The sequence below is a fragment of the Microcoleus sp. C2D2 genome, assembly GCF_036702495.1.
GTDB lineage: Bacteria > Cyanobacteriota > Cyanobacteriia > Cyanobacteriales > Microcoleaceae > Microcoleus.
In genome coordinates, this window is the sequence record NZ_JAUBTO010000103.1 from 1 (window position 1) to 22,512 (window position 22,512).

The window sequence follows — 22,512 nt, forward strand, 5'->3', positions numbered from 1 at the left end:
TTGCCGCAAGGATAGATAGTTTTAAGGTCTGTCGCAGAACCAAGAATCCCCGCGCTTTCAAAGCCGGGGAGTGTCAAAAAAGCTTGTCTATCACGAGTTACGCACTCGGTTTGGGCTTGGGGCACAAATGGCTTGAAATGTCCCCAGACAAGTGGCTGCAACCTATAAAAGTCTGTGGACGAAGGTTAAACAAAACGCTGAAGCGATTAAGAAAGGCCATACCAAGAAACGTTACAAGGGACTAGACCAAGCTCCTAAGTATGTGGCGCCTACTGTTACCTTAAACTATCACCGCGACTATTCATTTAAGCCTGACCAAAAGGTTAGTATTAATACTTTGAATGGTCGAGTTGTTGTACCTTACGATGGCTATAGCAAGCATCTAAACTTGATTAAAAGCTGCGCCTAGATTGGTGCGGCTAAGATTGTTTACCAGCGCGGTTCTCAGACTTATTACTTGATGGTAAGCCTAGAAATAGAACTACCGAATATTGACCCAACTCAGACAACTAGAATTGCTGGGGTGGATGTAGGGCAACGGTATCTAGCGGTAGAAACCGACTCTAGCAATAAATGTAAGTTCTATTCTGGTAAGGCTGCTAAACATCAAGCCAATCGCTATCACAAAGCTAGACAAACTTTACAGCGTAAAGGCACTCGGTCAGCCAAGCGTAGACTTATCGCTTTATCTGGCAGAGAGAGACGGTTGATCGCTGATATGAACCACCAAATCAGCAAGCAAATAGCAAAGCCCAATAGCCTAATCGGACTAGAAAATTTAACCGGAATACGGGAAAGAATTAAGTCTAAAACAGGTAAAAGGGCAAGCAACAAACAGCGAAAAGCCAACAGAAATAAGGCTAAATGGTCATTTGCCCAACTGCATAGCTATATTGACTATAAAGCTAATCTAAGTGGCTCTTTAGCGACTAAGGTATCGGCTCACTATACGTCCCAAAGTTGCGTAAAGTGCGGGCATACTTCCAAGGCTAATCGACCCAACAAAGGGTTGTTATTTCGGTGCGAATGCTGTGGCTATGAGTTACACGCTGATTTGTTGGGGAGTAAAAATATTGCGCTTAGAACGTTGCTCGTTCGGCAAGACTGGATGAGTACGGGGGTCTTGTCAGCATCCCCTGATGTGTCGAAGGATGAAACCAAAGCCGAAATTCTACAAAGGTTTTCCCAATTGCGGTGGACTTTAGACGCAAGCCCCAACCTCGCGGATAAGCGCGTCAGCGCGAAGTAGCAGGTTGGGGTAGTTGACATAAATTACTGCCAATTGCCCACTAGCACGAAAGGTGCCCAGAAATACGGATTCTGATACTCTCGCTTTTTCAGCAGCATTAATTGAGCGTTGCGGAGGGCTTCAGCTTTGCTGGTTTTAGAAGAAGCAAGCTGCTTGTAAAACTCAGTCATAAAGATAGTTGTAGATTCGTCGTTGACTTTCCAAAGGGTGGCGGCGGTGCTGCGGGCACCCGATCGAATGGCGGCCCCGGCCAAACCCAAAGCCGCGCGGTTATCGCCCGAAGCAGTTTCGCAAGCACTCAAAACCAAAAGTTCGATCGCCTGTTGTTTCTCACGATTGCGGGATCGCAGCAGTTGATCGAACTCCTTAACATTCACTTTCTGGTCCCAAGTCACAATAAAAGTATCCGCCGCATTCGAGCTAAACTGACCGTGAGTTGCCAAATGGACGATCGGGTAAGACACCGCTTTAATTCGATCGTGCAACCGCCCGCTGACAAAATCTTCATTCAGCAGCGAACTCGCCGGCATCTCGGCTGCAATTTGTTCAACTTCCTCCTTCACCCCCGGCAAAGCCGAGAAGCCTTGACGCGCTTCCGAGAGGGCAGCGGTGAGCACTTTTAACTTGACTTGGCTCAGCGGTTTCGGTGCTAGCAATTGCAATCCCGGCGCCAAAGCAATACTGTATTTTTCTACCAAAAACTTTTCACCGTCGTGCAGCACCGCCATCGGCAGATTGCGCAAGTAACCGTCGAGCACAAATACCAGGGTTTTAATCCCGCTGGCGGTCAAATCTGCCTCTGCGGGGCGGATTAACCAGTCATAAACCTGTTCGACGGGTTGCCTCCTGTTGCGGGGGAAAGCAGCAGGCCTGATGACATTTTTGGCGACTCTGAAAGCATTTTCCAACTCGGCTTGAGGCTTCACAGTAGTGTAGCGGCGCAGGGGTTTGCCGGGAATTGACAAAATTACCTCCAAACGATCGCTCAAAATAATCGGATAAATCACCGCTGCTGTAGGATCGATTTCCTCGATCGACGTTGGTTTAGCATCAGCGCAAGCATCCCGAAAAAAGTTGTCCAATTCCGCCAACTGCAAAGATTCCACCGTTTGGCGCGCCAGTTTCAACTTAGCTTGACTGGGAGATTCCTCTTGCAAAAGCAGCCCGACTAATTCCCGATAAACCGGTTCGGCACTTTCCCGAAACGAAAATTGCACTTCGGGATTGACTGTCACCAAATCGCCCCGCAGAGAAGACAGTACATTCACAGCTTGAGTATATTGAGCGATCGCCCCTTCTTTATTCCCCTGAGCTTTCCGAATCCGTCCAAGTTGCCACAGCAATTGGTAAGCAATATCGGGAGATTGAAACGGCGGTGCTAAACTCAAAGCCTGAAGTGTGAGATTTTCCGCTTTCTCATACTGCTTTTGGATTTCCGATAGTTTGCCTTTAGCTGCCAGAATATAAGCTTGTATTCGTTGGTCGCCCAAACTGTTTGCTGGTTCGAGAGAGCCATCGAGCATTTTCTCAATATCGCTTAAACTCAAAGTTTTCGCAGGCGACTGAGCTAATTTCATCAAGCTTTGAGCTAAATTTATTTGAGCGTAAAGTCCGACGCGATTCGACCCAAATTGAGCGGCTTGAGGTTGCATGGAACGCCAAAAAACCTCTGCCTCAGACCAATTTTTGCGATCGATCAACAAACTCAATTGGTTTAACTTCGCCTGAATTTGTAGGGGCGATATATCCGGCATCGCCTGGGCAGATCGAGCATAATACTCTAGGGCCGAGCGTTCCAAATCAGCCCGCTGTTTGGGTGTCAAACCCGGCTTATTGCTTTGAGCCCGTACCGTATTGCCCAGATTGAGATAAATTGCAGCCTCCTCTTGCGGCAGACCTAATTTTTGGGCTGCTGCCAGTCCCGCTGATAGCAAATCCTCGGATCGGTCCAGTTGTCCCAAAACCCGCAGCACCCGCCCTAAAGCATGAATTCCCTGGACTTGTTCGAGGGAAATCGGCCCATTTTTCAAAGTTTCCAAACCCGCTGTCGAAACTTCGCAAGTTTCGTGTTCCAGCTTGAAAGAAGCTAACAGAATTTTGCAAGCTCTGGGGTAAAGTCCGAGAGCTTCCCAACCCCGACTTTGATTAATTTGAACTTGAAATAGTTGGTTTTTGCGATCGATTTGCTCTAAAATTTTAGCGCTTAAGTCAAAGTTATCGATCGCATCTTGCGTCTGCCCCCGTTCGAGTTGCAACTGTCCTTGAATGTTGAGAGTTTCAGCCAAAATCCGCTGCTGTTCGGGAGTTTTGGCTTGTGTTCGCACAGCCGACAAACTCGAATTTACAGCTTTTTCTGCTTCTTCCCAAAGTGCCAATTGCCCGTAGGTGGCAGCTAAATTGCTCAAAGCTGTGGCGCCAGCGAGATTTTCGCCTTTTGCCTCAAACGCCGCCGCCGCTTGCTGCAACAGCGGTACAGCTTCGGAAAAACGTTCCTCTTGGTAAAGAGTTCGAGCTTGTCGGACAAGCTGCACCGCTGGTGGTGGATTAACCTGAGCAACTCCGGCAGGAATCGCAACGGATAGCAGACAGGAAATCACAAATAACAGAATTACTTGTCGGAGCGATCGAGTAAATTTCATATAGAATTCCAGCACTTGTATTTTATATTTGATTGAGAACCCCAGATCGAGGCCTGTGGGAGGGCAATGAGCAGGAATATTTATCGCCGTTTATCCACGTTAATCAGCGATTAAAAAATTTATTGTCAGCGTCGCACACAAACCGAACTCGATCGAGGATTGCGATCGTCAGCAGCATTACCCGGATTGTATGCAACAAGCGTAACTTCTCCTCGAGCATTCACCAGCCAACCGCGAGCGGCAACAACTTCCCGAGCCCGAATTTCCCCTTCTTCCTTCTTCCCTCTCTCGCTTGCATCGGTTACATCCGGTACCTTGTCGGTTGCCGAACTTCCTGCCTCTTCCACCCACGTCCACCCCGATCCAGCCCTGCTGAGGGTATCATCAGGACTTGCTGGCACTCCTCCTTTCCCAGTGACGGTAAATGCGCTCTCGATCCCTTTCGTGCAGGGATTTGCCGCAATTAACGCAGCCGGATTCACCACATTTTGTGGCAGTTCCACTAAACCTTGAGCCGGATTGACGCCCGAAGCACTAAATGTAACACTACCTTGCAAAGCCGGGCCGCTACTTTGGGAAATAGCGGCGATGTCGCTGGTGGGCAGCTCAGATGTAGGAGTTTCTCCCAAATCTGCAAATTGAGCGTCACCGATCCCCAACCTGCTTTTCACCTGTTCGCGACTGGCTGCTGCCAAGCCCAAGATATTCGGGACATTGACATTAACGCGGCCGCCTGCAGCGCTCTTGGCGTTGGCCGTAATGTCGCTATTGTTTGCCCCCACTAGGATATCGCTGTTGAGGGTGATGTTGCCGCCCTCGGCAGCACGCGAATCGGTGGTAATTCGGCTGTTGTCGCGCAATTGGATGTCTCGCGCGAGCAAGTTAATATTAGCCCCGGTACCCGATTCAGTCGTGCCGTCAATGCTGCCTTTGGTGTTGAGGGCGATCGAATCGGCAACAACATTAATGCTGCCTGCCGCCCCCGTTCCATAACTCTGGACGCTAACCGCTGCGCCGTCTCGGACACTCAATCGGCCCGCCGCAATGCTCAAGCTTCCCGCCGCACCAGATGGAGGTTGCAGCCCCAACTGAGTCTGGTACAGCAAATCTCCCGAAGCTGTGCCGATGGTGCTCGGAAACCTGGCGTCTGTGGTAGTTCCGGCTATTTCCACGGATTCCGAGGCCGTGACAGTCACATTTCCCCCTTGTCCCGCACCCAGAGTTGAGGCTCCGATAGCTCCTCCGTCTCGGACAATCAACCATCTGGCGTTCAACATCACATCCCCGCCTTTGCCGCTCCCAACCGTTCCTGCAGCGATTATACTTCGGGAAGCACTGGAGCCTGGTGCGGTGCCGAGCACTTCCACCGAGTCTTTTGCGTTGACGGTGATGTTTCCGCCGGGCCCCCCCTCCGGAATCAGCCTTTCTCCTGTGCTCAGCCCGCTCGCAGAAGAGATGCTAGCCCCTGCTTCTACGCGCAGGGAGCCGGTGTTAATTTCGATGTTTCCTGCCCTTCCCGTGCCGCCAATACTGTTAGCGGCTAGACCAGTACTCAGCGGGCTATCCGATCGCTCTCTAGCTACTATTACCGAGTCAGAAGCTCTCACGATCAGATTTCCGCTGTTCCCGGCACCAAAAGTCGAGGGCGAGACGACGGATCCGTCGGTGACACTCAGTTGACCGGTTTCGATAGCGATACTGCCTGCATTTCCGCTGTTAAAAGTTGGGGTGAACAGCCCGGAGGCATTGATTTCTACCGATTCTGAGGCTCTAATTGTCACGCCGCCGCCGTCTCCGGTACCGACTGTAGGGTTGAGTATTGCCGATCCGTCTCGCATAGTTAATCGTTTGGTGTCGAGCGCTATCTCCCCGGCTCTGCCGGCACCGAGGGTTCCGGTACTGATGCTGCTTTGGCGCTCCGCGAGCTCTCCCGGCTCTTGTGCTGCACCAGCATCGAGAATCCGCCGCCGAAAGTCTTCAAATCCTATTCCCTTGAGTTCTATATTCTCGGCGGTTCGTACCGAGATCGGGCCTCCGGCTCCGCTGCCGCTAGTGCCGGAGCCGACAAAGGCTCCATCTAAAAGGCTAAATCGTGCTGCTTCGATATTGATGCCGCGGCCGTCCATGCTTCCGATGGTATCGGATACTAGGCTCGAGCGATCGCGCAATGTCACGTTTCCGGACCGCAGTGCGATCGCCCCTCCCCCCGGCCCGCTCGCTGTCACCGCCGATAAACCCGATAATTCTATGTTGCCCAAATTGGCAACGTTTGTATAGTCCAAACCTAATCCTAGGGGCGTGATGTTGAAGCTTACCAAACCCGGACTCGCCACACTTCCTAATTGAATGTTGCCACTAAAAGCGGTAGCAAAACCATTATTAAAGATTACATCTCCTCCTACCAGTGCTAAGGTTTGACCTGGAGGCACTGCTAAACCTACGGGGAGTGTTGTGCCTTGAATTACTTGGGTTACACTCGAAGCGTTGACAATTGCACCGGGATTGTCTCTAAACCTTAAACCCACTGGAATATTAATCGCTAACAATGGTACTGTTTGTGGGTTGGCGCTGCTAAATTCAAAGCCATTATTAAATACCGCACCCGATGCACTGGAACAGACAAATGAACCGCGCACATCTAACCGCGCCTGAGGCCCGAATACAATCCCTTTTGGGTTAATTAAAAACAAATTACTGTTTCCCAAAACTCCCAGATTTCCTAAAATATTAGAAGGGTTGCCACCCGTAACGCGGGTGAAGATGTTGGCAATTCCGCTGGGATTTTCAAAATAGGCTCCGCGCCCCGTGTTGATGTTGAATTCGCCGAAACTGTGAAAGAGGTTAACGCCGCGAGTTGCGCCGCCAGTGATTCTATCTGAGGGTAAGTTGTTGATAGTATCGGGAACTGTCCGCGAACTTTCCGCGCCCAAGCTATTATCCGGGATAATTTGAGCGATGGCCGGAAAAGGCAACAGCAGTAAGAATGGAAAAAATAGGGCCGCAGATTGGCGGGGCATTTTTTAAGTTTTGTTAATTTAGTTTTAGGAAAATAGCCAGGCGTTAGCTAAAACCTGAAGAGTACCTATTGAGGTACGCAAACACCCGTCGATTTCGGACTGCGAATAGATGCACCAACACCTGAATTATACACTACCAGCGTTACTTGTCCTCGATCGTCCATTACCCAACCTTGAGCGGGAATAATTAGGGCTGGCTGAATAATCGATCGCAAACCAAGAACAGGAGCGAGCAATATATTCAAGCTCGATTTAATATAAGTTTTTCCTTTGTTAACCTCCTCTACATATAATGGGAGACTATTCTCAACCCACAAACAGGTGTTGTTTTGCCCGCTCGAGATAAAAACACACAAAAAACCCGGCCAGGCCAGGTGGAAAGGTTCACGACTAAAAAAGTGATAGCAATAGCTGTTTGTGAAGTATTATCAAGTTTTGCCATAATGCCAGCGAGACTAAATCTGCGTTTGCCTTGCCCAAACTTTCTGACAAATTGCATTTCTAATCCTCTCATCTTAAGCGAGCTTGCTTCTTTTTTTCTTGACTCACATTTACTGGGGGTCTTCCTAGCGGCGGCCCACTGATTCTAATTCTTCTTTCTTGACACGCCTGCTCGGTTTTCTCTTATTCGATAAATGCGATCTGTATGAACAGACTCACCGATAGTATCCCGTGAAGTTATAATAGGCTTCTACTTGTGCTTTTAAGTCTCCTGACTCGTTAAAGTTATCCCAGCTCATCCGGTCTAAAAATACAGATCCTTCTAAACAACTGGCCGATAGTTTAGCTCCAAACTCTACCTTTTTCCCTACTTTTTCTATAATAATTGAACGAATATGAAATTGAATTAAACTTACTATCCTATACTCAATACTCTGTTTATTGTTTTCAAATAATTAATGTTGGTGGCGATAGAATTCTATGAGGAATAACCAGGTTTTATATTGCTTTTTGTTCAAACTTTCTCGGGTCGCACCTGAATCGATTAGCTGTTCAATATGAGCTAAGTTTCTTTTGATATATTGAAGTTGTTTTGTAAGTGCCTGTCTTCTTTTGTTGCTGGTGAGTCGTCTTTGTTTCGCGAATGCTAAGTAGTCAATTCTTGCTAGATTACGGTAGGTTCTGGGTTTTTTATTAGTTTGACCTTTCCTCTGTTTTTACAGGATGTCTATAATTTTTTCGGTATGAAGTCTGGCTCCATTTAATAGTCCTATGTCCGTCGGATAGGTAATGTATGCTGGAGCGCAGGTCGCATCTAAGCTGTTGCGGCATTTAAATTGTATGTCAAAAAAAATCAAAGTCTTGTGGGGTGGGCGTCCCGCCCGCCCTGAATATACAATTTAAATGCGCGACAGCTTATGATTAATTTTCCTCGATTTTGTGACTTATTTTTTGTGTCCGAATCCTTTTTTTTGTTTACCTGCGGTGGTTTGGCGCATTTTATCGATCATTCGTTCGTTCACTTTATTAATTAGATTCGCACTGAGCCGTTGGCGAAAGTGAACGGCGGGGTGATGGCTCAAATGCGAGTTCATTACTGTAGGTTGATTGACCTATAAAGTATTGCAGGTAGGGGTTTTCACGGATTTGTTCTACTGTTTCACGCGGAGCTAATTCCGAGTTTTTCTTTGATAATTAATGCTCCCAACGCCATCCGAAAGGATTTGGCTCTTAAGCCCATTTCGCTCGGGGAAGTTTTGAGCATATTCTGCTTCAAATTATGACCGCGGGATTAGTGAAGCCATTTTTACCCAACAGTTGTCTGCTGACAACCTTCCTCCGAAGGGCAGTTCAAATTCGGATGGGGGCTTGGGGCAAGCTCAGCTTTTCTGTACGCGATCTCAGGTGGTGATGCACGGCTTTTGATCTATTTTACCTGTTTATCTTGCACGCTTCTGTCGATCGCGCGAGCTCATAACCGAGCCCGTGTAACCTTTCTGTACTTATCCAGCAAGCCCTAATTAGCGATCGACTGCAGTGAGCAGTCGCCCTCAATATCTCAAATGGGTTCTAAGCTGCTGTGCATCTAATTTGACAGTCAATTTTTCTACCATTCTTGTGGGACGGGCATCCTGCCCGTCTATGTATTCAATTTAGATGCGTAGCAGCTTATAAAGCGAGTTGATACTATATTTGGGCTTGAATTTTGCTCAAGTTCCATTAAGCAGCTTGTAATTTTCCGTTTGTGTCAGGAAGCGGCCACTCCCTTATTTGAGAAAAAAATAGCAACTCATTCCCAAGCCCACAATTGTCACAAAGGACTTTACCCACTTGGGCGGTAACTTTTGAGCATAGAGAGAACCTAGGTAGCTACCAGCAATGTTTCCTGCGATCACTGGGAGAGCTTGAGGCCAAGCTACAACTCCCGCAAATACAAAAGTAATCGCTGCAAAACTGTAGATACAAGTCATCAGTAGCATTTTCAAAGCGTTAATTTTGTGAACATTTTGAATACCAATCAGCCTTAACGTTGCTAATAATACAAAAGTGATACCTAGTCCCGAAAACCCTCCATAAATAGCAATAACAAACTGAATAATTGCTAGTCGAAACCAGAACTGCCACAAATCTTGTGTCAATGCCACAGGAGTAATTTTCTGTTGAGGATAAATTAGATCGCCGAAAGCAAAGATAAGAGTGGAAATTAACAGTATATAGGGGACAAGCCGATCGAATATAGCTGTGGGGATATGTAGCAATAGTATTGCTCCCAAAGCTCCTCCCAAAACGCTAGAGCCACCAAGAGTCCAAGATAATCGCTGCTGAGTCAGTAGATTTTGGCGACAGGCAACAGTACCAGCAATCCATCCCGGAAAAGAAACAATTGTGCCCGTAGCGTTTGCATTAATGGAAGGTAAACCTGCCAGCATGAGTGAGGGAAAGATTAGTATACCACCACCACCAGCAATTGAATTCAAAACTCCAGCAATCCCACCCATGAATAAGAGAAAGACCGCTTGCATAAAAGTTACATCTACCAAGTTTTTTCCTCGCTTGAAAGCTATACTGGCTGCTTTGATTTCAGGGATATACCGTGTTCCTTGGACAATAATAATTTAGTTATTATTTCCAGGGTGAGAAGTAATCGAGTTTTTTGCCGTCAATAATGATACCAAATCTTAGTTAACGGTATCTACTTTGCTCGCATTATCGGCAATAACTAGGACTCTAGCTCAATTCTTCGGTTAAAGAGGCTGTAAAAAATAGAAGGGTGTACATCAACATATTTGACTACCAGAATACTCAGCCAAACATTATACACGCACATGGTAAAACTCGTTGCAATCGCAGCTCCAACTATTCCAAATATGGGAATAGCAACCACGTTTATGACTAAATTGAGCAACGCACTACAGCCAAAAACGACAACTGATTTGTTCTGATGCCCCGTCATTACCATCAAGTTACCAACAGATCCAGACAAGGCGTTAACCAACTGCCCAAAAATGAGAATCTTCAGCGACCAACTCGCAGCAGTAAAATCAGGGCCGAAAATACTCAGCACGGGCTTGGAAAAGACTATCAAACCTAATGCCAGAAGAATCGAAGGCCAAAAAATCCAAAGCGTTACGCGGGAGACAACTTTCTGTAAACCCTGCATATCTCCTTTAGCATATAGGGTAGCAAATACGGGAGATGCGACCATATTCACCACCTGCAAGCTAGAACTCACCCACATGGCAGTTCTCACAGCCGCACTGTACATCCCAGAGGCATCCGGCCCGATCAGAGAACCAACCATGAGGATATCCAGACGGTTCAAAATAATGAAGAACGACTGCTGGAGAATCAAAACCAAGCTAATCCCCAACCACTGCTTATAGGCGTAAACTGGGGTAGTCGGTTCAATCTCTCTGTCAATCTTCTCCCAAAGCAACCACAACTGAAGCAGACAAACAGAAGCCAGAAGTATTGTTGCAACCTCAATCATTGGCAAGCTGCTGAGAGAATGATTCGCATCAAACAATAGGAACCCACCGCAAAGAAGTAAGATAGGCCAGATAATTTTGGATGGAGCGTAAGCTAATGTAATATCACCCATAGCTCTAGCTGTTTCCAACTGCAACTCCGTTAAAGCCTGGAGCGGTACTAACACCATCCCAATTAGCAACGGTGTTGCATAGGTAAAGCTGTAAAAAGAATTCAGCACGCAGATAAAAGCTGCCGCAAACCAAGATAATAAGACACCGGCTAATACTGTTAACAGTTGGCTCCCACGCACAATGCCGCGTAAATGTCCCCAGTCTTCTTTCACACGGTATTCTGAAAGCAAGCGCAACACCGTGTTCGGCAATCCTAAACCTGCTGGAATCCCCAGAAGTAATGACCAAGAGATGACATATTCATAGATGCCGTACTCCCTTATGCCCATCCATTGGGCAAGGAAGACTTGAACCAGGTACATTAGAACTAACCCAGCGCCTTGTATTGTTAGAGCGGTTACAGCATCCTTAGCTAGGACATCTATATGGTCTTGTATAGGAGTGTCTTGACTACTGTTTTGGATTTTAGAGACCGAGGGTTGAATCATAAAAAAGGATTCAGAATACAGAATACTCTACCCATCAATGGATAGAGTTTTAATAAGGAAAAATATTCAGTCCTAGTAAAGCGTCAAGGTAAATGTGAGGGGTAAATCGTAAGAGACTTCTCCCTTCCCTTGTCCTCTTCCCAACCCGTCAATTTAAGGTTGACAAACTACTAGCTTCGCTCACCAGAGGCTAGTTTTTGACCCATTAAGTAGGCTTTTTTCTAACTTCTGTAAAAATGAAATGGGCATATTGGGAGTTATCTTACTGAAGACGATGCCTTTGATTGGTTCAATTACTGTAGTCTATTTACCTGAAACTCTATGTAACTCCAGGCTTTCGTACAGTTCAACTAACCACTTGGTCGCCATCTCTCTAACTGCCTCGGAACTTTGTTTTTGCTTTGCGTCACTATCATTAATAAAAACTCTCTTGTTAGTTTGGTCTTTTGAGTAAAGCTGCGATCTGTCACGCATACAGTCTTTTTCATTCGAGGACAAGCTGAGTTGAAAAAAATCTAACAGGGAAGACCATGCTGCTTCTGGTAGCTGTTTATAATTTAACATCAAAGCATTGCGATCGGCCATTTGGAGCGCGGTTTGGCAAAAACTTGCCAGAACCCTAGCACAGTATTCCTCAGAACTCATCTGTTCGATTTCTTCTGCACAAAAACCCGTTATGCTTTCAGATATCCCAGGAGTGCTTTTAAGCTCTGTCCATATAGGATCGTCTGTGATGCTCTTGCTCTTGAGATCCATCCACTCCGCAGGAGCTTTAAGCACCGAAACCATGACTTCAATGGGGTCGCGATAAACGAAAACCCACTTGACATTTGGGAAGGCCTTTTTGATTAGGTAAAGTTTACGGATATTCCAACTTTTGAATTTGATAAAGTAGTTCGTTTCCGACTCACGGCGTTTTTGCCCTAAAGCACTAATCAGCAGTCGTAACCACTTGATGATTTCTGCTTCGGACATTCCCAGCAAATCTGCTGCCAGAACTGAATTCATGGGAGCGGCTTCCGAGATTACAAGATTCTGAGGTAACGCGGACAGGCTTTTAGATACTAAGGTCGAGCCACACTTTGACATATGAAAAATGAATCCTGTTGGTTCCAAGCCAGGACTGATTTCATGTAAATCGGCAAGTGCATCTAGCTGTGTTTGAAACCGTAAACGGTTAGGGTTTTCACGAAGACAACGCGCTATCGTTTGATTAAAAAACGGATCGGAGAAAACTATATTACTCAGATCGCACCATTGTACTAATGGATGAGGTGTCTTTAAATGAATTAGAGTGGGTGTTAAGCCAACAAGTTGCTCCATTTCCCTGCATTTACTCCTGAGATAAGCGTTCAAACTTGTTTAGCAATTTTCCAGTTTCTGTGTTTGAAATCTCAGCTAACTCCTCTGTAGGGGATGAGACTACTTCAACGTGCAGAAAAGATGCCACCTCATCGAGAACAGTTCCAATTGGTTGGTCTCGATCGCATTGCGTAACAACATATGCAACTGCATAGCTGTTAAACTTCTCAGAAGGCAAATAAACCCGATCGCCAACTTGATACAATTGAGCAAATCCTCGCACAGATGGATGTCTACTAATAGCATCAACTCCATTTACGACAGAGAGATAACCAGCTTTTGGTGGAAGCAAAGACCTCGTCCCAGCATTAAAAACCGCGTCCTGAAGATATTCGTCTTTAGTAAATGGGTTTTGTCCTTGGATTACCTGCATGATGCAATCATAGGGGTTCAAGGCAGGAGTTGAGAGCGGAATGAGATGGGAATTAATACATTCACCTCCCAACCTACCGCCAATCTCAAGAATTTTAGGCTGACCGTCAACGACCATCAGATCGACATGGAATCCACACCAATTAATCCCCATCAAGGGAACCGCTTGTTTCGCCATCTCGACTATACTGCGTTGAGTTTCAATGGGCAGTAAAGATGGAGTAATATTTTGGTACTGAATTGGAATGGTAAAGTCATTCTCCTTGTCAATAATAGACATGACGATCGGTTTACCGTCTGCAACTATACCAGCAACAGAATGTTCACTACCTATAAGTTCTTGCTCAACAATAAACTCATGTTGATAAAAGCCATAAGTAGGATCGTTCTCTGGTCGAACAGTTTGATAAAAGTTAGCCACTTGTTGTTCGGCTTCTTGAGAAGAGCGGATTTTAAAAATACCACGTCCAAAAGAAGAACCAGCAGGCTTCAAAACACAGGGAAAGCCAACTTTTTCAATAGCATCCCAGATGCTCTTTTCTCGATTCACAATCGCAAAAACTGGATTTGCCTGAGGCAGATGCTGCTCAAGAATCCGGCGGGTATTTGCTTTATTGCGAACGTTATGTACAAGCTCTGGGGATGTTCCAGCTAAACCCAATGCATTGGACAACCTTGATACAAGAGCTACAGATGGGTCCGTCCATCCGATCGCACCTTTGATTTGCAAATCATGCTGTTTAATATATGACAAAATATCGTCAAAAGCCTGATTCTCATCAATGAGTGATGTTTGGATAAGATGTGTTAGCTCATAAGAAGCATATTCTGCAACAGACGTATCTGCCAGAACAATATCAAACCCGTTCTTGCGTGCAGCATCGATCTCTGCATCCCTTTTAAGGGCAAGAGGGCGTGTTCCAACGTACAGAATGTAGTTTTGAGTCATTATTATTCTTGGAGAGTTGTAATTAATTTTTACTTATAAATTCAGTTATTGTCATGGCAGACCAGATGTAAACGGCATCAAATGGCTCACCCTACATTTAATTTTCTCCACCTACTTATCCCGCAAAAACTAAGCGGGAATTCCGGCAGCTTGATAAAGTTCGCGGATAATCATTGTGTATGCCTTTGCCACAGGTATATGTCGCAAGCCCATTTCGCATTCAGGACGGCGAGCCTCATTCCAGAAGCGGATATTCCCCAAATAGCCAAAGGGGATTCGGATACCACTTTGTACCCCTGAGATGGCGTGAGGCTGATTGTCGATCGTACTATCGGCATCGAAAGAAGCATTGAAAATTAGGTTGAGTCTGTTGATGGAAATCTGCTTTCCAGCAGAACCAGCACCTTGATTATCAACCCATAAGCGACTTTGATAACGCTTTGCCGCTGATTGGAGCAAACTAAGTTCTTCAGTATTCAGTGAAGCAGGATCTACACCCTCTAACTTGATTTTCTGCTCAATCCTAATACTGGCTTGGCGTTCGCGTAAGACCGCTAAGCGGCGGGAATCACCATCATGCAGTGCATCTTCTAAATCTTCAGGTCGGCGTTGCCAAATATACTGTGGAGCTTTATTTGCCTCAACCGGAATCATTTTCAAATCACTGGGCTTCATTTTGACAGGATCGACAGCAGCGCAATAGGAGTCAACGCGCCAGGGTACACCTAAGATACAAGCAAAACCTATAATCGTGTCGCCTTGCTGCCACGGACGGTTCTTCGTCCGTCCCAGGATGGTACAATCATCACAAAACTCGTTAGTAACCAGTTTCATGACAACTGCAACTGCCCGATCGAGACTGCCAAACCGTTGAAGAACGTCAGCGAAAATATTCCGTTTCTTTTCTTCATCCATCGTGCATAGGTTATTGCTGGGACTGATACCGAGGATGTCTGCTGCGATCCGAACTGTTGAAGGATCGGGGTGCATCATTTCCTCAGGCAGAAATAGTTCCTTACGCATTCCTTGCGAGATATGAAGAGGTGTCAGACGGTAAATCCGCTGCATCCGATCCTGATGTTCTGGGTAATGAGTAATACTCTCCAGAAGTTGGCTTCCAGAACCAAAAAAACAACGATCCTGCTTCAGGTTAGTTTCCAGAATTGACAAGCGTTTTGCCAATTCCAGTGGCAGATCGGATGCATCAACCGTCCGGTTAATTTCTTCTATAGTTTTGTCACTGCCTTTGAGCGCAAAAACCGAAAGGGCTGCAATCAAAAAACGTTCATCATTGCTGATATCTGACCAGTTTATACACGATTCGCTAACTTGCACTTTTTGCAAAATTGCAGTCAGTTCGCCTTTTCGTTCGGAGCGCTCCGCTCCACGTTCAACAATTGCTTTTCCATTCATTCCAATAATGAAGTCAGTGGCAGTGACTGATTTTGTGAGGATCTGCAAGTACAGAAATCCCTGAATCAAAAATTCACCGCCTTCATCATGAATCGATACTTGTGGCATCGCAGCGAATTGCTGACAGATACTATAAATAGCAGTAGCAAGCTCTTGTGAACGCTTTTTGTCAGGAGTGTTATAACGTCTGACAGCGTCGGGAACAGCTCGATCCCGGTCGTAAACAATTTCGGGATCGCTTGAAATATTTGGGACTCCATACAAGAGAGACGTGCTTTGAGTCATACCTCGATAAGCAACAAGCAACTCTTGAGGAAGTTGATCTGTCTGTCCTTTGATTAATACACTAGTTGACTGTTGTGTTTTCATGGCTTTATGCAAGCATCTTTTTGGCAATACTCTAGAGCTTTTTGATCGTGTTGTCAATTTGTTATTTAGTTCTCGTCATTAAAATTAATATCTTCCTGTCTGAGGGGGATCGCAGTTGTAATCGAGAATCCATTCATCGGCATCGTGCTTTGACGCTCCCACGCTTCCGCTTCCCTAAAATCTACATATAGCCAACCCAAACTCGCCGAATTATTGACTTTAAGTCCAGACGATGCTCATCGATCCCCCACACTACTACTGCTGCGGAGGCTCATAAAGTAAAGTTAAATCTAAATTCAGAACAGCTTAGTGGTTTTACAATGACATTACTTCAAGACAGTAACTGAAAAGTACCTATTGAGGTACGCAAACACCCGTGGGTTTCGGACTGCGAATAGATGCACCAACACCTGAATTATGCACTACCAGCGTTACTTGTCCTCGATCGTCCATTACCCAACCTTGAGCGGGAATAATTTCTGTTGCCCGAATTTCTATGGATGCTCTTTGGTCTTCTACTTGCTGACTTTCACCTACCGCTGGTTCCACCCACGGCAACGGCGATCGAGCGCTGCTGAGAACATCATTAGGACTTGGTGGCACTCCTCCTTTCCCAGTAGCCGTAAACTCGCTCTCGGCTCTTTGGATGCAGGGATTTGTAGCAATTAACGCAGCCGGATTCACCACATTTTGTGGCAGTTCCACTAAACCTTGAGCGGGATTCACCCCAGAAGAACTAAATGTTACAGTACCTTGCAAAGCCGGGCCACTACTTTGGGAAATAGCCGCAATATCGCTGGTAGGAACTAGAGAAGTAGGACTTACTTCCAGAACACCAAATTGAGCATCTGTTAATCCCAAAGCACCTCGAACCTGTTCGCGAGTAACTGCTGTAAACCCGAAAACATTGGGAACATTGAGATTAACCCGACCACCTCGGGCCGATCGCGCATTAGCAGTAATATCGCTATTTTCTGGCGGGAGAGTAGCCAGAATCTCGCTTTTAATGTTGATATTGCCACCATCAGAAGTACCTGCATCCGTGGTAATTCTGCTACCTCGGCGTAACTGAATATCTCCCGCTTCGAGGTTAATATTTGCTCCTGCACCGGATTGAGTTCTACCGTCAATACTACCTTTGGTGTCAAGGCGGATAGAATTTGCAACAACGTTAATGTTGCCAGCATTTCCCGATCCCAAACTCCCGACACCGATTGTTGCCCCGTCCCGGACAGTCAACCTTGGCGTGGCAATGCTGATGTTTCCCGCTGCCCCTGTGGGGGGTGGAAGCTGGAAGAAATTCTGCAGCAAACGCTCCCCAGAGCCAGTCTCTATGCCGGCACTAGACAACTCCTCTTTAATTCCAACCACTTCCACCGACTCCGAAGCGTCGATGGTGATGTTTCCCGCCTGTGCTGCCCCGAGAGTAGAAGCTCCTATGCCTGCTCTACCTTGAACAATCAATCGCCCGGTGTTAATCCTCACGTCGCCGCCCCGACCGCCCCCAACAGTCCCCGCCGCCACTGTACTGCGGGCTTCTCGAATTTCGCGTAAACTGCCGCTGGCGCTGCTGCCACTTATTGTCACAGAGTCGGTGGCATTGATGGTAATATTTCCGCCCGGGCCGGCCGAAGGAATCACCCTATCTCTTGTTGCGACCCCGCTCGTAGAACTTATCGACGTTCCCCCTTCTACTAGCACAGAGCGTGTATTAATTTCTATATTTCCTGGGTTTCCCGTAGCGCCAAAACTGTTAGTGGCGATTCCTGTACCCAACGAACTATCGGGCCGGTACTCTGTCAGTATCACCTGCTCGGAAGCTCTCACAGTTAAGTTTCCTCCATTGCCTGCACCCAAAGTTACGGTTGCTACGGCTCCCCCATTTCTGACAGTCAGCTTCTGGGTATCAATTGTTAAAGTGCCTGCATTTCCTCGATTACCAGCAGAGGCGATCGCACCGGATGCGCTGACCTCGACTGATTCAGAAGCTTTAATTGCTATATTCCCTCCGTTCCCCGTACTCAAGCTCGGGTTGAGGACTCTTGCGCCTTCTGTGAGTCTTAGCTGCTTAGTATCAACTGCAATGTTCCCCGCCCTTCCTGCGCCTTCTGTCAGGACAGCTATGCCGCTTTGCAGACTTGAAGAGCTAGGCGTTCCAGTTGCGCCGACATCGAGGATAGTCCGGTTAAAGTTATCAAATCCAATTCCTTTGATTTCTACAGAATCAGTAGCACGAACTGTGACATTTCCTCCCACTCCCGTCCCGGTAGTAGCAGTTGAAATTAAGGCTTGGTCTAATATTTTTAACTGTGCTGCATCAACAGTGATGTCGCGACCGTTAATATCGCCAATAGTATAGGAGATTAAGGCAGCCCGATCGCGCAATGTCACGTTTCCGGACCGCAGTGCGATCGCCCCTCCCCCCGGTCCGCTCGCTGTCACCGCCGATAAACCTGATAATTCTATGTTGCCAAACTTTGCCACATTTGTATAGTCTAAACCTAATCCTAGGGGCGTGATGTTGAAGCTTACCAAACCCGGACTTGCCACGCTGCCTAATTGAATGTTTCCACTAAAAGCGGTGACAAAACCATTATTAAATATTACATCTCCTCCTACCAGTGCTAAGGTTTGACCTGGAGGCACTGCTAAACCTACGGGGAGTGTTTGGCCTTGAATTACTTGGGTGACACTCGATGAGTTGACTATTGCACCGGGATTCTCTCTAAATCTCAAACCCACCGGAATATTAACCGTCAATAGCGGCGACCCTTGCGGGTTAGCGCTGCTGAATTCCACGCCGTTATTAAACACGATACTGTCTGCCGTTGCAGCCAGGAACGAACCGCGCACATCTAACCTAGCCTTCTGTCCGAATACAATTCCTTTCGGGTTTATTAAGAATAAATTTGCGTTTCCCAAAACTCCCAAACTTCCTAAAATATTTGACTGATTGCCCCCTGTCACGCGGCTAAAAATATTAGTAATTCCGCTGGGATTTGCAAAATAAGCTCCCCGCCCTTCACCTATGTTAAATGAGCCGAAACTGTGAAACAAGCTTGTACCGCGCGTGGCGCCGCCCTCTATGCGATCGCTGGGCAAATTATTAATTGTATCGGGAACCGTGCGCGAACTTTCCGGCCCCAGGGTATTATCTGGGATAATTTGGGCGAGCGCACCTACGGGAAAAAGGCACAAATAACCACTCAAAAGTAAAAGGTAAATTCCGACTGAAATCGAGCGATTTTCGGTTGATTGAAGTACAGAGACCGGGGAGGATAACGGCCGTGTCAAGCCGTGACTGCGAGCGAGCCTAACCCCTAATAAATCTCGCTGGTATTCGAGTCGAGAACCCCCTAAATCAAGAGGAATTCCGGGGAATTTGAGAAGATTTCTTGTCCCCCCCTTATTTAAGGAGGGGAGGGGCGAGCGAGACTTGGATACAAACAACAGAGACGGTCGGTTTGACGTTAAGTTGTCACACCTGGGCACGGTCAGGTCCCTACTGTATTTGAGAGCATTGAAAACTGCTGTAGAGTATTTGTCTCGGTCTTTTAGTTTGTTAAGAAGGCCGAGCCAGAAGTAGAGATATTGGAAAACCATAATTAACCTTTTGTTAGCTGACAAAAGCGACCAATTTTAAAGCATTTGCTATTTTCTGGTCATCGGGGCAGACAAACCGATACAGGATGCCTCGTGCGATCGTCCAATTGACCGGCAACTTGATTCGCCACGAGCATAACTTCTCCTCGACCATTCACCACCCAACCGCGAGCCGGAACAACTTCTCGAGCCGGGATTTCCCTCGGAGCTCGATCCGTTACATCCCGTACTTTATCCGTTGCCGAACTTCCTGCCTCTTCCACCCACGTCCACCCCGATGCAGCGCTGCTGAGGGTATCATGAGGACTGGGTGGCACTCCTCCTTTCCCAGTGACAGTAAATGCGCTCTCGGCCCCTTGGATGCAGGGATTTGCCGCAATTAAAGCAGTCGGATTGACAATATTTTGTGGCAGTTCCACTAAACCTTGAGCGGGATTGACGCCAGAAGGACTAAATGTAACTGTACCTTGCAAAGCCGGACCGCTACTTTGGGAAATAGCGGCGATGTCGCTGCTCGGAAGCAGAGATGTAGGTGGTACTTTCAAAGCTGCAAATTCCTCGTCAGTCAGCCCCAACCTGCTTTTGACCTGTTCGCGGCCCGCTGCTGCAAAGCCCAAGATATTCGGGACATTGACATTAACGCGGCCGCCTGCAGCGCTCTTGGCGTTGGCCGTGATGTCGCTATTGTTTGTCCCCACTAGGATATCGCTGTTGAGGGTGATGTTGCCGCCGGCACCACCCGAATCGGTGGTAATTCGGCTGTCGCGCAATTGGATGTCTCGGGCTCGCAAGTTAATATTAGCCCCGGTACCCGATAAACTCGTGCCGTCAATGGTGGCTTTGGTGTTGAGGGCGATCGAATCGGCGACAATATTGATGCTGCCAGCGGCCCCCGTTCCCAAACTCTGGACGCTAACCCCTGCGCCGTCTCGGAGACTCAATCGGCCCGTGGCAATGCTCAAGCTTCCCCCCGCACCAGATGCAGGTGGCAGCCCCAACAAAGCCTGGGACAAATCTACCGAAGCTGTGATGATGCCGCTGGCAAAGCCGTTTGTGGTAGTGCCGGCTATTTCCACGGATTCCGAGGTCGTGACAGTCACATTTCCCCCTTGTCCCGCACCCAGAGTTGAGGCTACGATAGCTCCTCCGTCTCGCACGATCAACCGTCTGGCGTTCAACGTCACATCCCCGCCTTTGCTGCTCCCAAACGTTCCCGCAAGGATCAGACTTCCGAAAGGAATTCCGTTTGCTATTGGCTCTGCTGGGTTGCCGATCACTTCCACCGAGTCTTTTGCGTTGACGGTGATGTTTCCGCCTGGCCCCCCCCTAGGAATCAGCCTTTCTCTTGTGTTCAGCCCGCTCGGAGAAGAGATGCTAGCCCCTGCTTCTACGCGCAGGGAGCCGGTGTTAATTTCGATGTTTCCTGCCCTTCCCGTGCCGCCAACACTGTTAGTGGCTAAACCAGTATTCAGGGGGCTATCGGATCGGTCTCTCGCTACTATTACCGAGTCAGAAGCTCTCACGAGCAGATTTCCGCTGTTGCCTGCACCAAAAGTCGAGACCGAGACGAAGGCTCCGTCGGTGATACTCAGTTGACCGGTTTCGATAGCGATAGTACCTGCCTGGCCGCTGTAAAAAGTTGTGGTGAACAGCCCGGAGCCGTTGATTTCTACCGATTCACTGGCTCTAATTGTCACGCCGCCGCCCGCTCCGCTACCGAGTGTAGGGTTGAGTATTACCGATCCGTCTCGCATAGTTAATCGTTTGGTATCGAGCACAATCTCCCCGGCTCTGCCGGCACCGAGGGTTCCGGTAAAGATGCCGCTTTGGCGGTCGGAGAGATCTGCGGGCTCTTGTGCTGCACCACGATCGAGAATCTCTCGCCGAAAGTTTTCAAATCCTATTCCCTTGAGTTCCATATTCTCGGCGGTTCGGATCGAAATCGGGCCTCCGGCTCCGGTTCCGGTAGTGCCGGAGGCGACAAAGGCTCCATCTAAAAGGCTAAATCGTGTTGCTTCGATATTGATGCCGCGGCCGTCCATGCTTCCGATGGTATCGGATAATAGGCTCGAGCCATCGCGCAATGTCACGTTTCCTCCTCGGAGTCCGATCGCCCCTCCCCCCGGTCCGCTCGCTGTCAACGCCGATAAACCTGATAATTCTATGTTGCCAAAATTTGCCACATTTGTATAGTCTAAACCTAATCCTATGGGCGTGATGTTGAAGCTTACCAAACCCGGACTTGCCACGCTGCCTAATTGAATGTTTCCACTAAAAGCGGTGGCAAAACCATTATTAAAGATTACATCTCCTCCTACCAGTGCTAAGGTTTGACCTGGAGGCACTGCTAAACCTACGGGGAGTGTTTGGCCTTGAATTACTTGGGTGACACTCGCAGCGTTGACTATTGCACCCGGATTCTCTCTAAACCTTAAACCCGCTGGAATATTTACCGTCAATAGCGGCGCTCCTTGCGGGTTAGCGCTGCTGAATTCCACGCCGTTATTAAACACGATACTGTCTGCCGTTGATGCCAGGAACGAACCGCGCACATCTAACTGAGCCTGAGGCCCGAATACAATTCCTTTCGGGTTTATTAAGAATAAATTTGCGTTTCCTAAAACTCCCAAGGTACCTAAAATATTTGACTGATTGCCCCCTGTCACGCGGCTAAAAATATTAGTAATTCCGCTGGGATTTGCAAAATAAGCTCCCCGCCCTTCACCTATGTTAAATGAGCCGAAACTGTGAAACAAGCTTGTACCGCGCGTGGCGCCGCCCTCTATGCGATCGCTGGGCAAATTATTAATTGTATCGAGAACCGTGCGCGAACTTTCCGGCCCCAGGGTATTATCTGGGATAATTTGGGCGAGCGCACCTACGGGAAAAAGGCACAAATAACCACTCAAAAGTAAAAGGTAAATTCCGACTGAAATCGAGCGATTTTCGGTTGATTGAAGTACAGAGACCGGGGAGGATAACGGCCGTGTCAAGCCGTGACCGCGAGC

Annotated in this window: 12 protein-coding genes and 1 pseudogene; 2 read left to right on the top strand and 11 right to left on the bottom strand. The window is 47.5% G+C overall.

Translation table 11 applies throughout. The annotated features are described in order from the left end of the window. The first annotated feature begins 151 nt into the window (after nucleotides 1-151). Both QUB61_RS26585 and QUB61_RS26590 read left to right on the top strand, forming a co-directional pair. Complete coding sequence (locus tag QUB61_RS26585; protein WP_333129894.1) at nucleotides 152-409, top strand: hypothetical protein; 258 nt, start codon at nucleotides 152-154, stop codon at nucleotides 407-409. 15 nt (nucleotides 410-424) lie between these two features. Then, nucleotides 425-1,249, top strand: a complete 825-nt coding sequence (locus QUB61_RS26590) for a transposase (RefSeq protein WP_333190194.1) — start codon at nucleotides 425-427, stop codon at nucleotides 1,247-1,249. Between the two features lie 23 nt (nucleotides 1,250-1,272). On the opposite strand, the gene QUB61_RS26595 is transcribed toward QUB61_RS26590, so the two are convergent. From QUB61_RS26595 to QUB61_RS26645, 11 genes and pseudogenes are all read right to left on the bottom strand, one after another. Continuing rightward, a complete protein-coding gene (locus tag QUB61_RS26595; protein ID WP_333129892.1) occupies nucleotides 1,273-3,888 on the bottom strand; it encodes a CHAT domain-containing protein in 2,616 nt (871 codons plus the stop codon). A 125-nt stretch (nucleotides 3,889-4,013) separates the two neighbouring features. Continuing rightward, on the bottom strand, nucleotides 4,014-6,905 hold the full coding sequence (locus tag QUB61_RS26600; protein WP_333129889.1) for a two-partner secretion domain-containing protein: 2,892 nt from the start codon (nucleotides 6,903-6,905) through the stop codon (nucleotides 4,014-4,016). A 65-nt stretch (nucleotides 6,906-6,970) separates the two neighbouring features. After that, nucleotides 6,971-7,150, bottom strand: coding sequence for a hypothetical protein (locus QUB61_RS26605; protein WP_333129887.1), 180 nt, complete (start codon nucleotides 7,148-7,150; stop codon nucleotides 6,971-6,973). Between the two features lie 38 nt (nucleotides 7,151-7,188). Beyond that, nucleotides 7,189-8,745 (bottom strand): annotated as a pseudogene (locus tag QUB61_RS26610) (IS5 family transposase). 367 nt (nucleotides 8,746-9,112) lie between these two features. Then, on the bottom strand, nucleotides 9,113-9,868 hold the full coding sequence (locus QUB61_RS26615) for a sulfite exporter TauE/SafE family protein (RefSeq protein ID WP_333129885.1): 756 nt from the start codon (nucleotides 9,866-9,868) through the stop codon (nucleotides 9,113-9,115). Between the two features lie 197 nt (nucleotides 9,869-10,065). Then, a complete protein-coding gene (locus QUB61_RS26620) occupies nucleotides 10,066-11,436 on the bottom strand; it encodes a flippase (RefSeq protein ID WP_333129883.1) in 1,371 nt (456 codons plus the stop codon). 303 nt (nucleotides 11,437-11,739) lie between these two features. Then, nucleotides 11,740-12,759 (bottom strand): hypothetical protein, encoded by a 1,020-nt coding sequence (locus tag QUB61_RS26625; protein ID WP_333129880.1) that lies wholly within the window; start codon nucleotides 12,757-12,759, stop codon nucleotides 11,740-11,742. Between the two features lie 10 nt (nucleotides 12,760-12,769). Next, nucleotides 12,770-14,119, bottom strand: coding sequence for an ATP-grasp domain-containing protein (locus tag QUB61_RS26630; RefSeq protein WP_333129877.1), 1,350 nt, complete (start codon nucleotides 14,117-14,119; stop codon nucleotides 12,770-12,772). A gap of 129 nt (nucleotides 14,120-14,248) precedes the next feature. Beyond that, on the bottom strand, nucleotides 14,249-15,901 hold the full coding sequence (locus tag QUB61_RS26635) for a hypothetical protein (RefSeq protein ID WP_333129874.1): 1,653 nt from the start codon (nucleotides 15,899-15,901) through the stop codon (nucleotides 14,249-14,251). Between the two features lie 354 nt (nucleotides 15,902-16,255). Next, a complete protein-coding gene (locus QUB61_RS26640; RefSeq protein WP_333190192.1) occupies nucleotides 16,256-19,099 on the bottom strand; it encodes a two-partner secretion domain-containing protein in 2,844 nt (947 codons plus the stop codon). A gap of 464 nt (nucleotides 19,100-19,563) precedes the next feature. After that, a complete protein-coding gene (locus tag QUB61_RS26645) occupies nucleotides 19,564-22,401 on the bottom strand; it encodes a two-partner secretion domain-containing protein (RefSeq protein ID WP_333129867.1) in 2,838 nt (945 codons plus the stop codon). Nucleotides 22,402-22,512: the final 111 nt, after the last annotated feature.

Excerpts from the sequence above, each read along its gene's own strand:
- QUB61_RS26595 (WP_333129892.1), bottom strand. The coding sequence starts at position 3,888 with ATGAAATTTACTCGATCGCTCCGACAAGTAATTCTGTTATTTGTGATT.
- QUB61_RS26600 (WP_333129889.1), bottom strand. The coding sequence starts at position 6,905 with ATGCCCCGCCAATCTGCGGCCCTATTTTTTCCATTCTTACTGCTGTTG.
- QUB61_RS26615 (WP_333129885.1), bottom strand. The coding sequence starts at position 9,868 with ATGCAAGCGGTCTTTCTCTTATTCATGGGTGGGATTGCTGGAGTTTTG.
- QUB61_RS26620 (WP_333129883.1), bottom strand. The coding sequence starts at position 11,436 with ATGATTCAACCCTCGGTCTCTAAAATCCAAAACAGTAGTCAAGACACT.
- QUB61_RS26625 (WP_333129880.1), bottom strand. The coding sequence starts at position 12,759 with ATGGAGCAACTTGTTGGCTTAACACCCACTCTAATTCATTTAAAGACA.
- QUB61_RS26630 (WP_333129877.1), bottom strand. The coding sequence starts at position 14,119 with ATGACTCAAAACTACATTCTGTACGTTGGAACACGCCCTCTTGCCCTT.
- QUB61_RS26635 (WP_333129874.1), bottom strand. The coding sequence starts at position 15,901 with ATGAAAACACAACAGTCAACTAGTGTATTAATCAAAGGACAGACAGAT.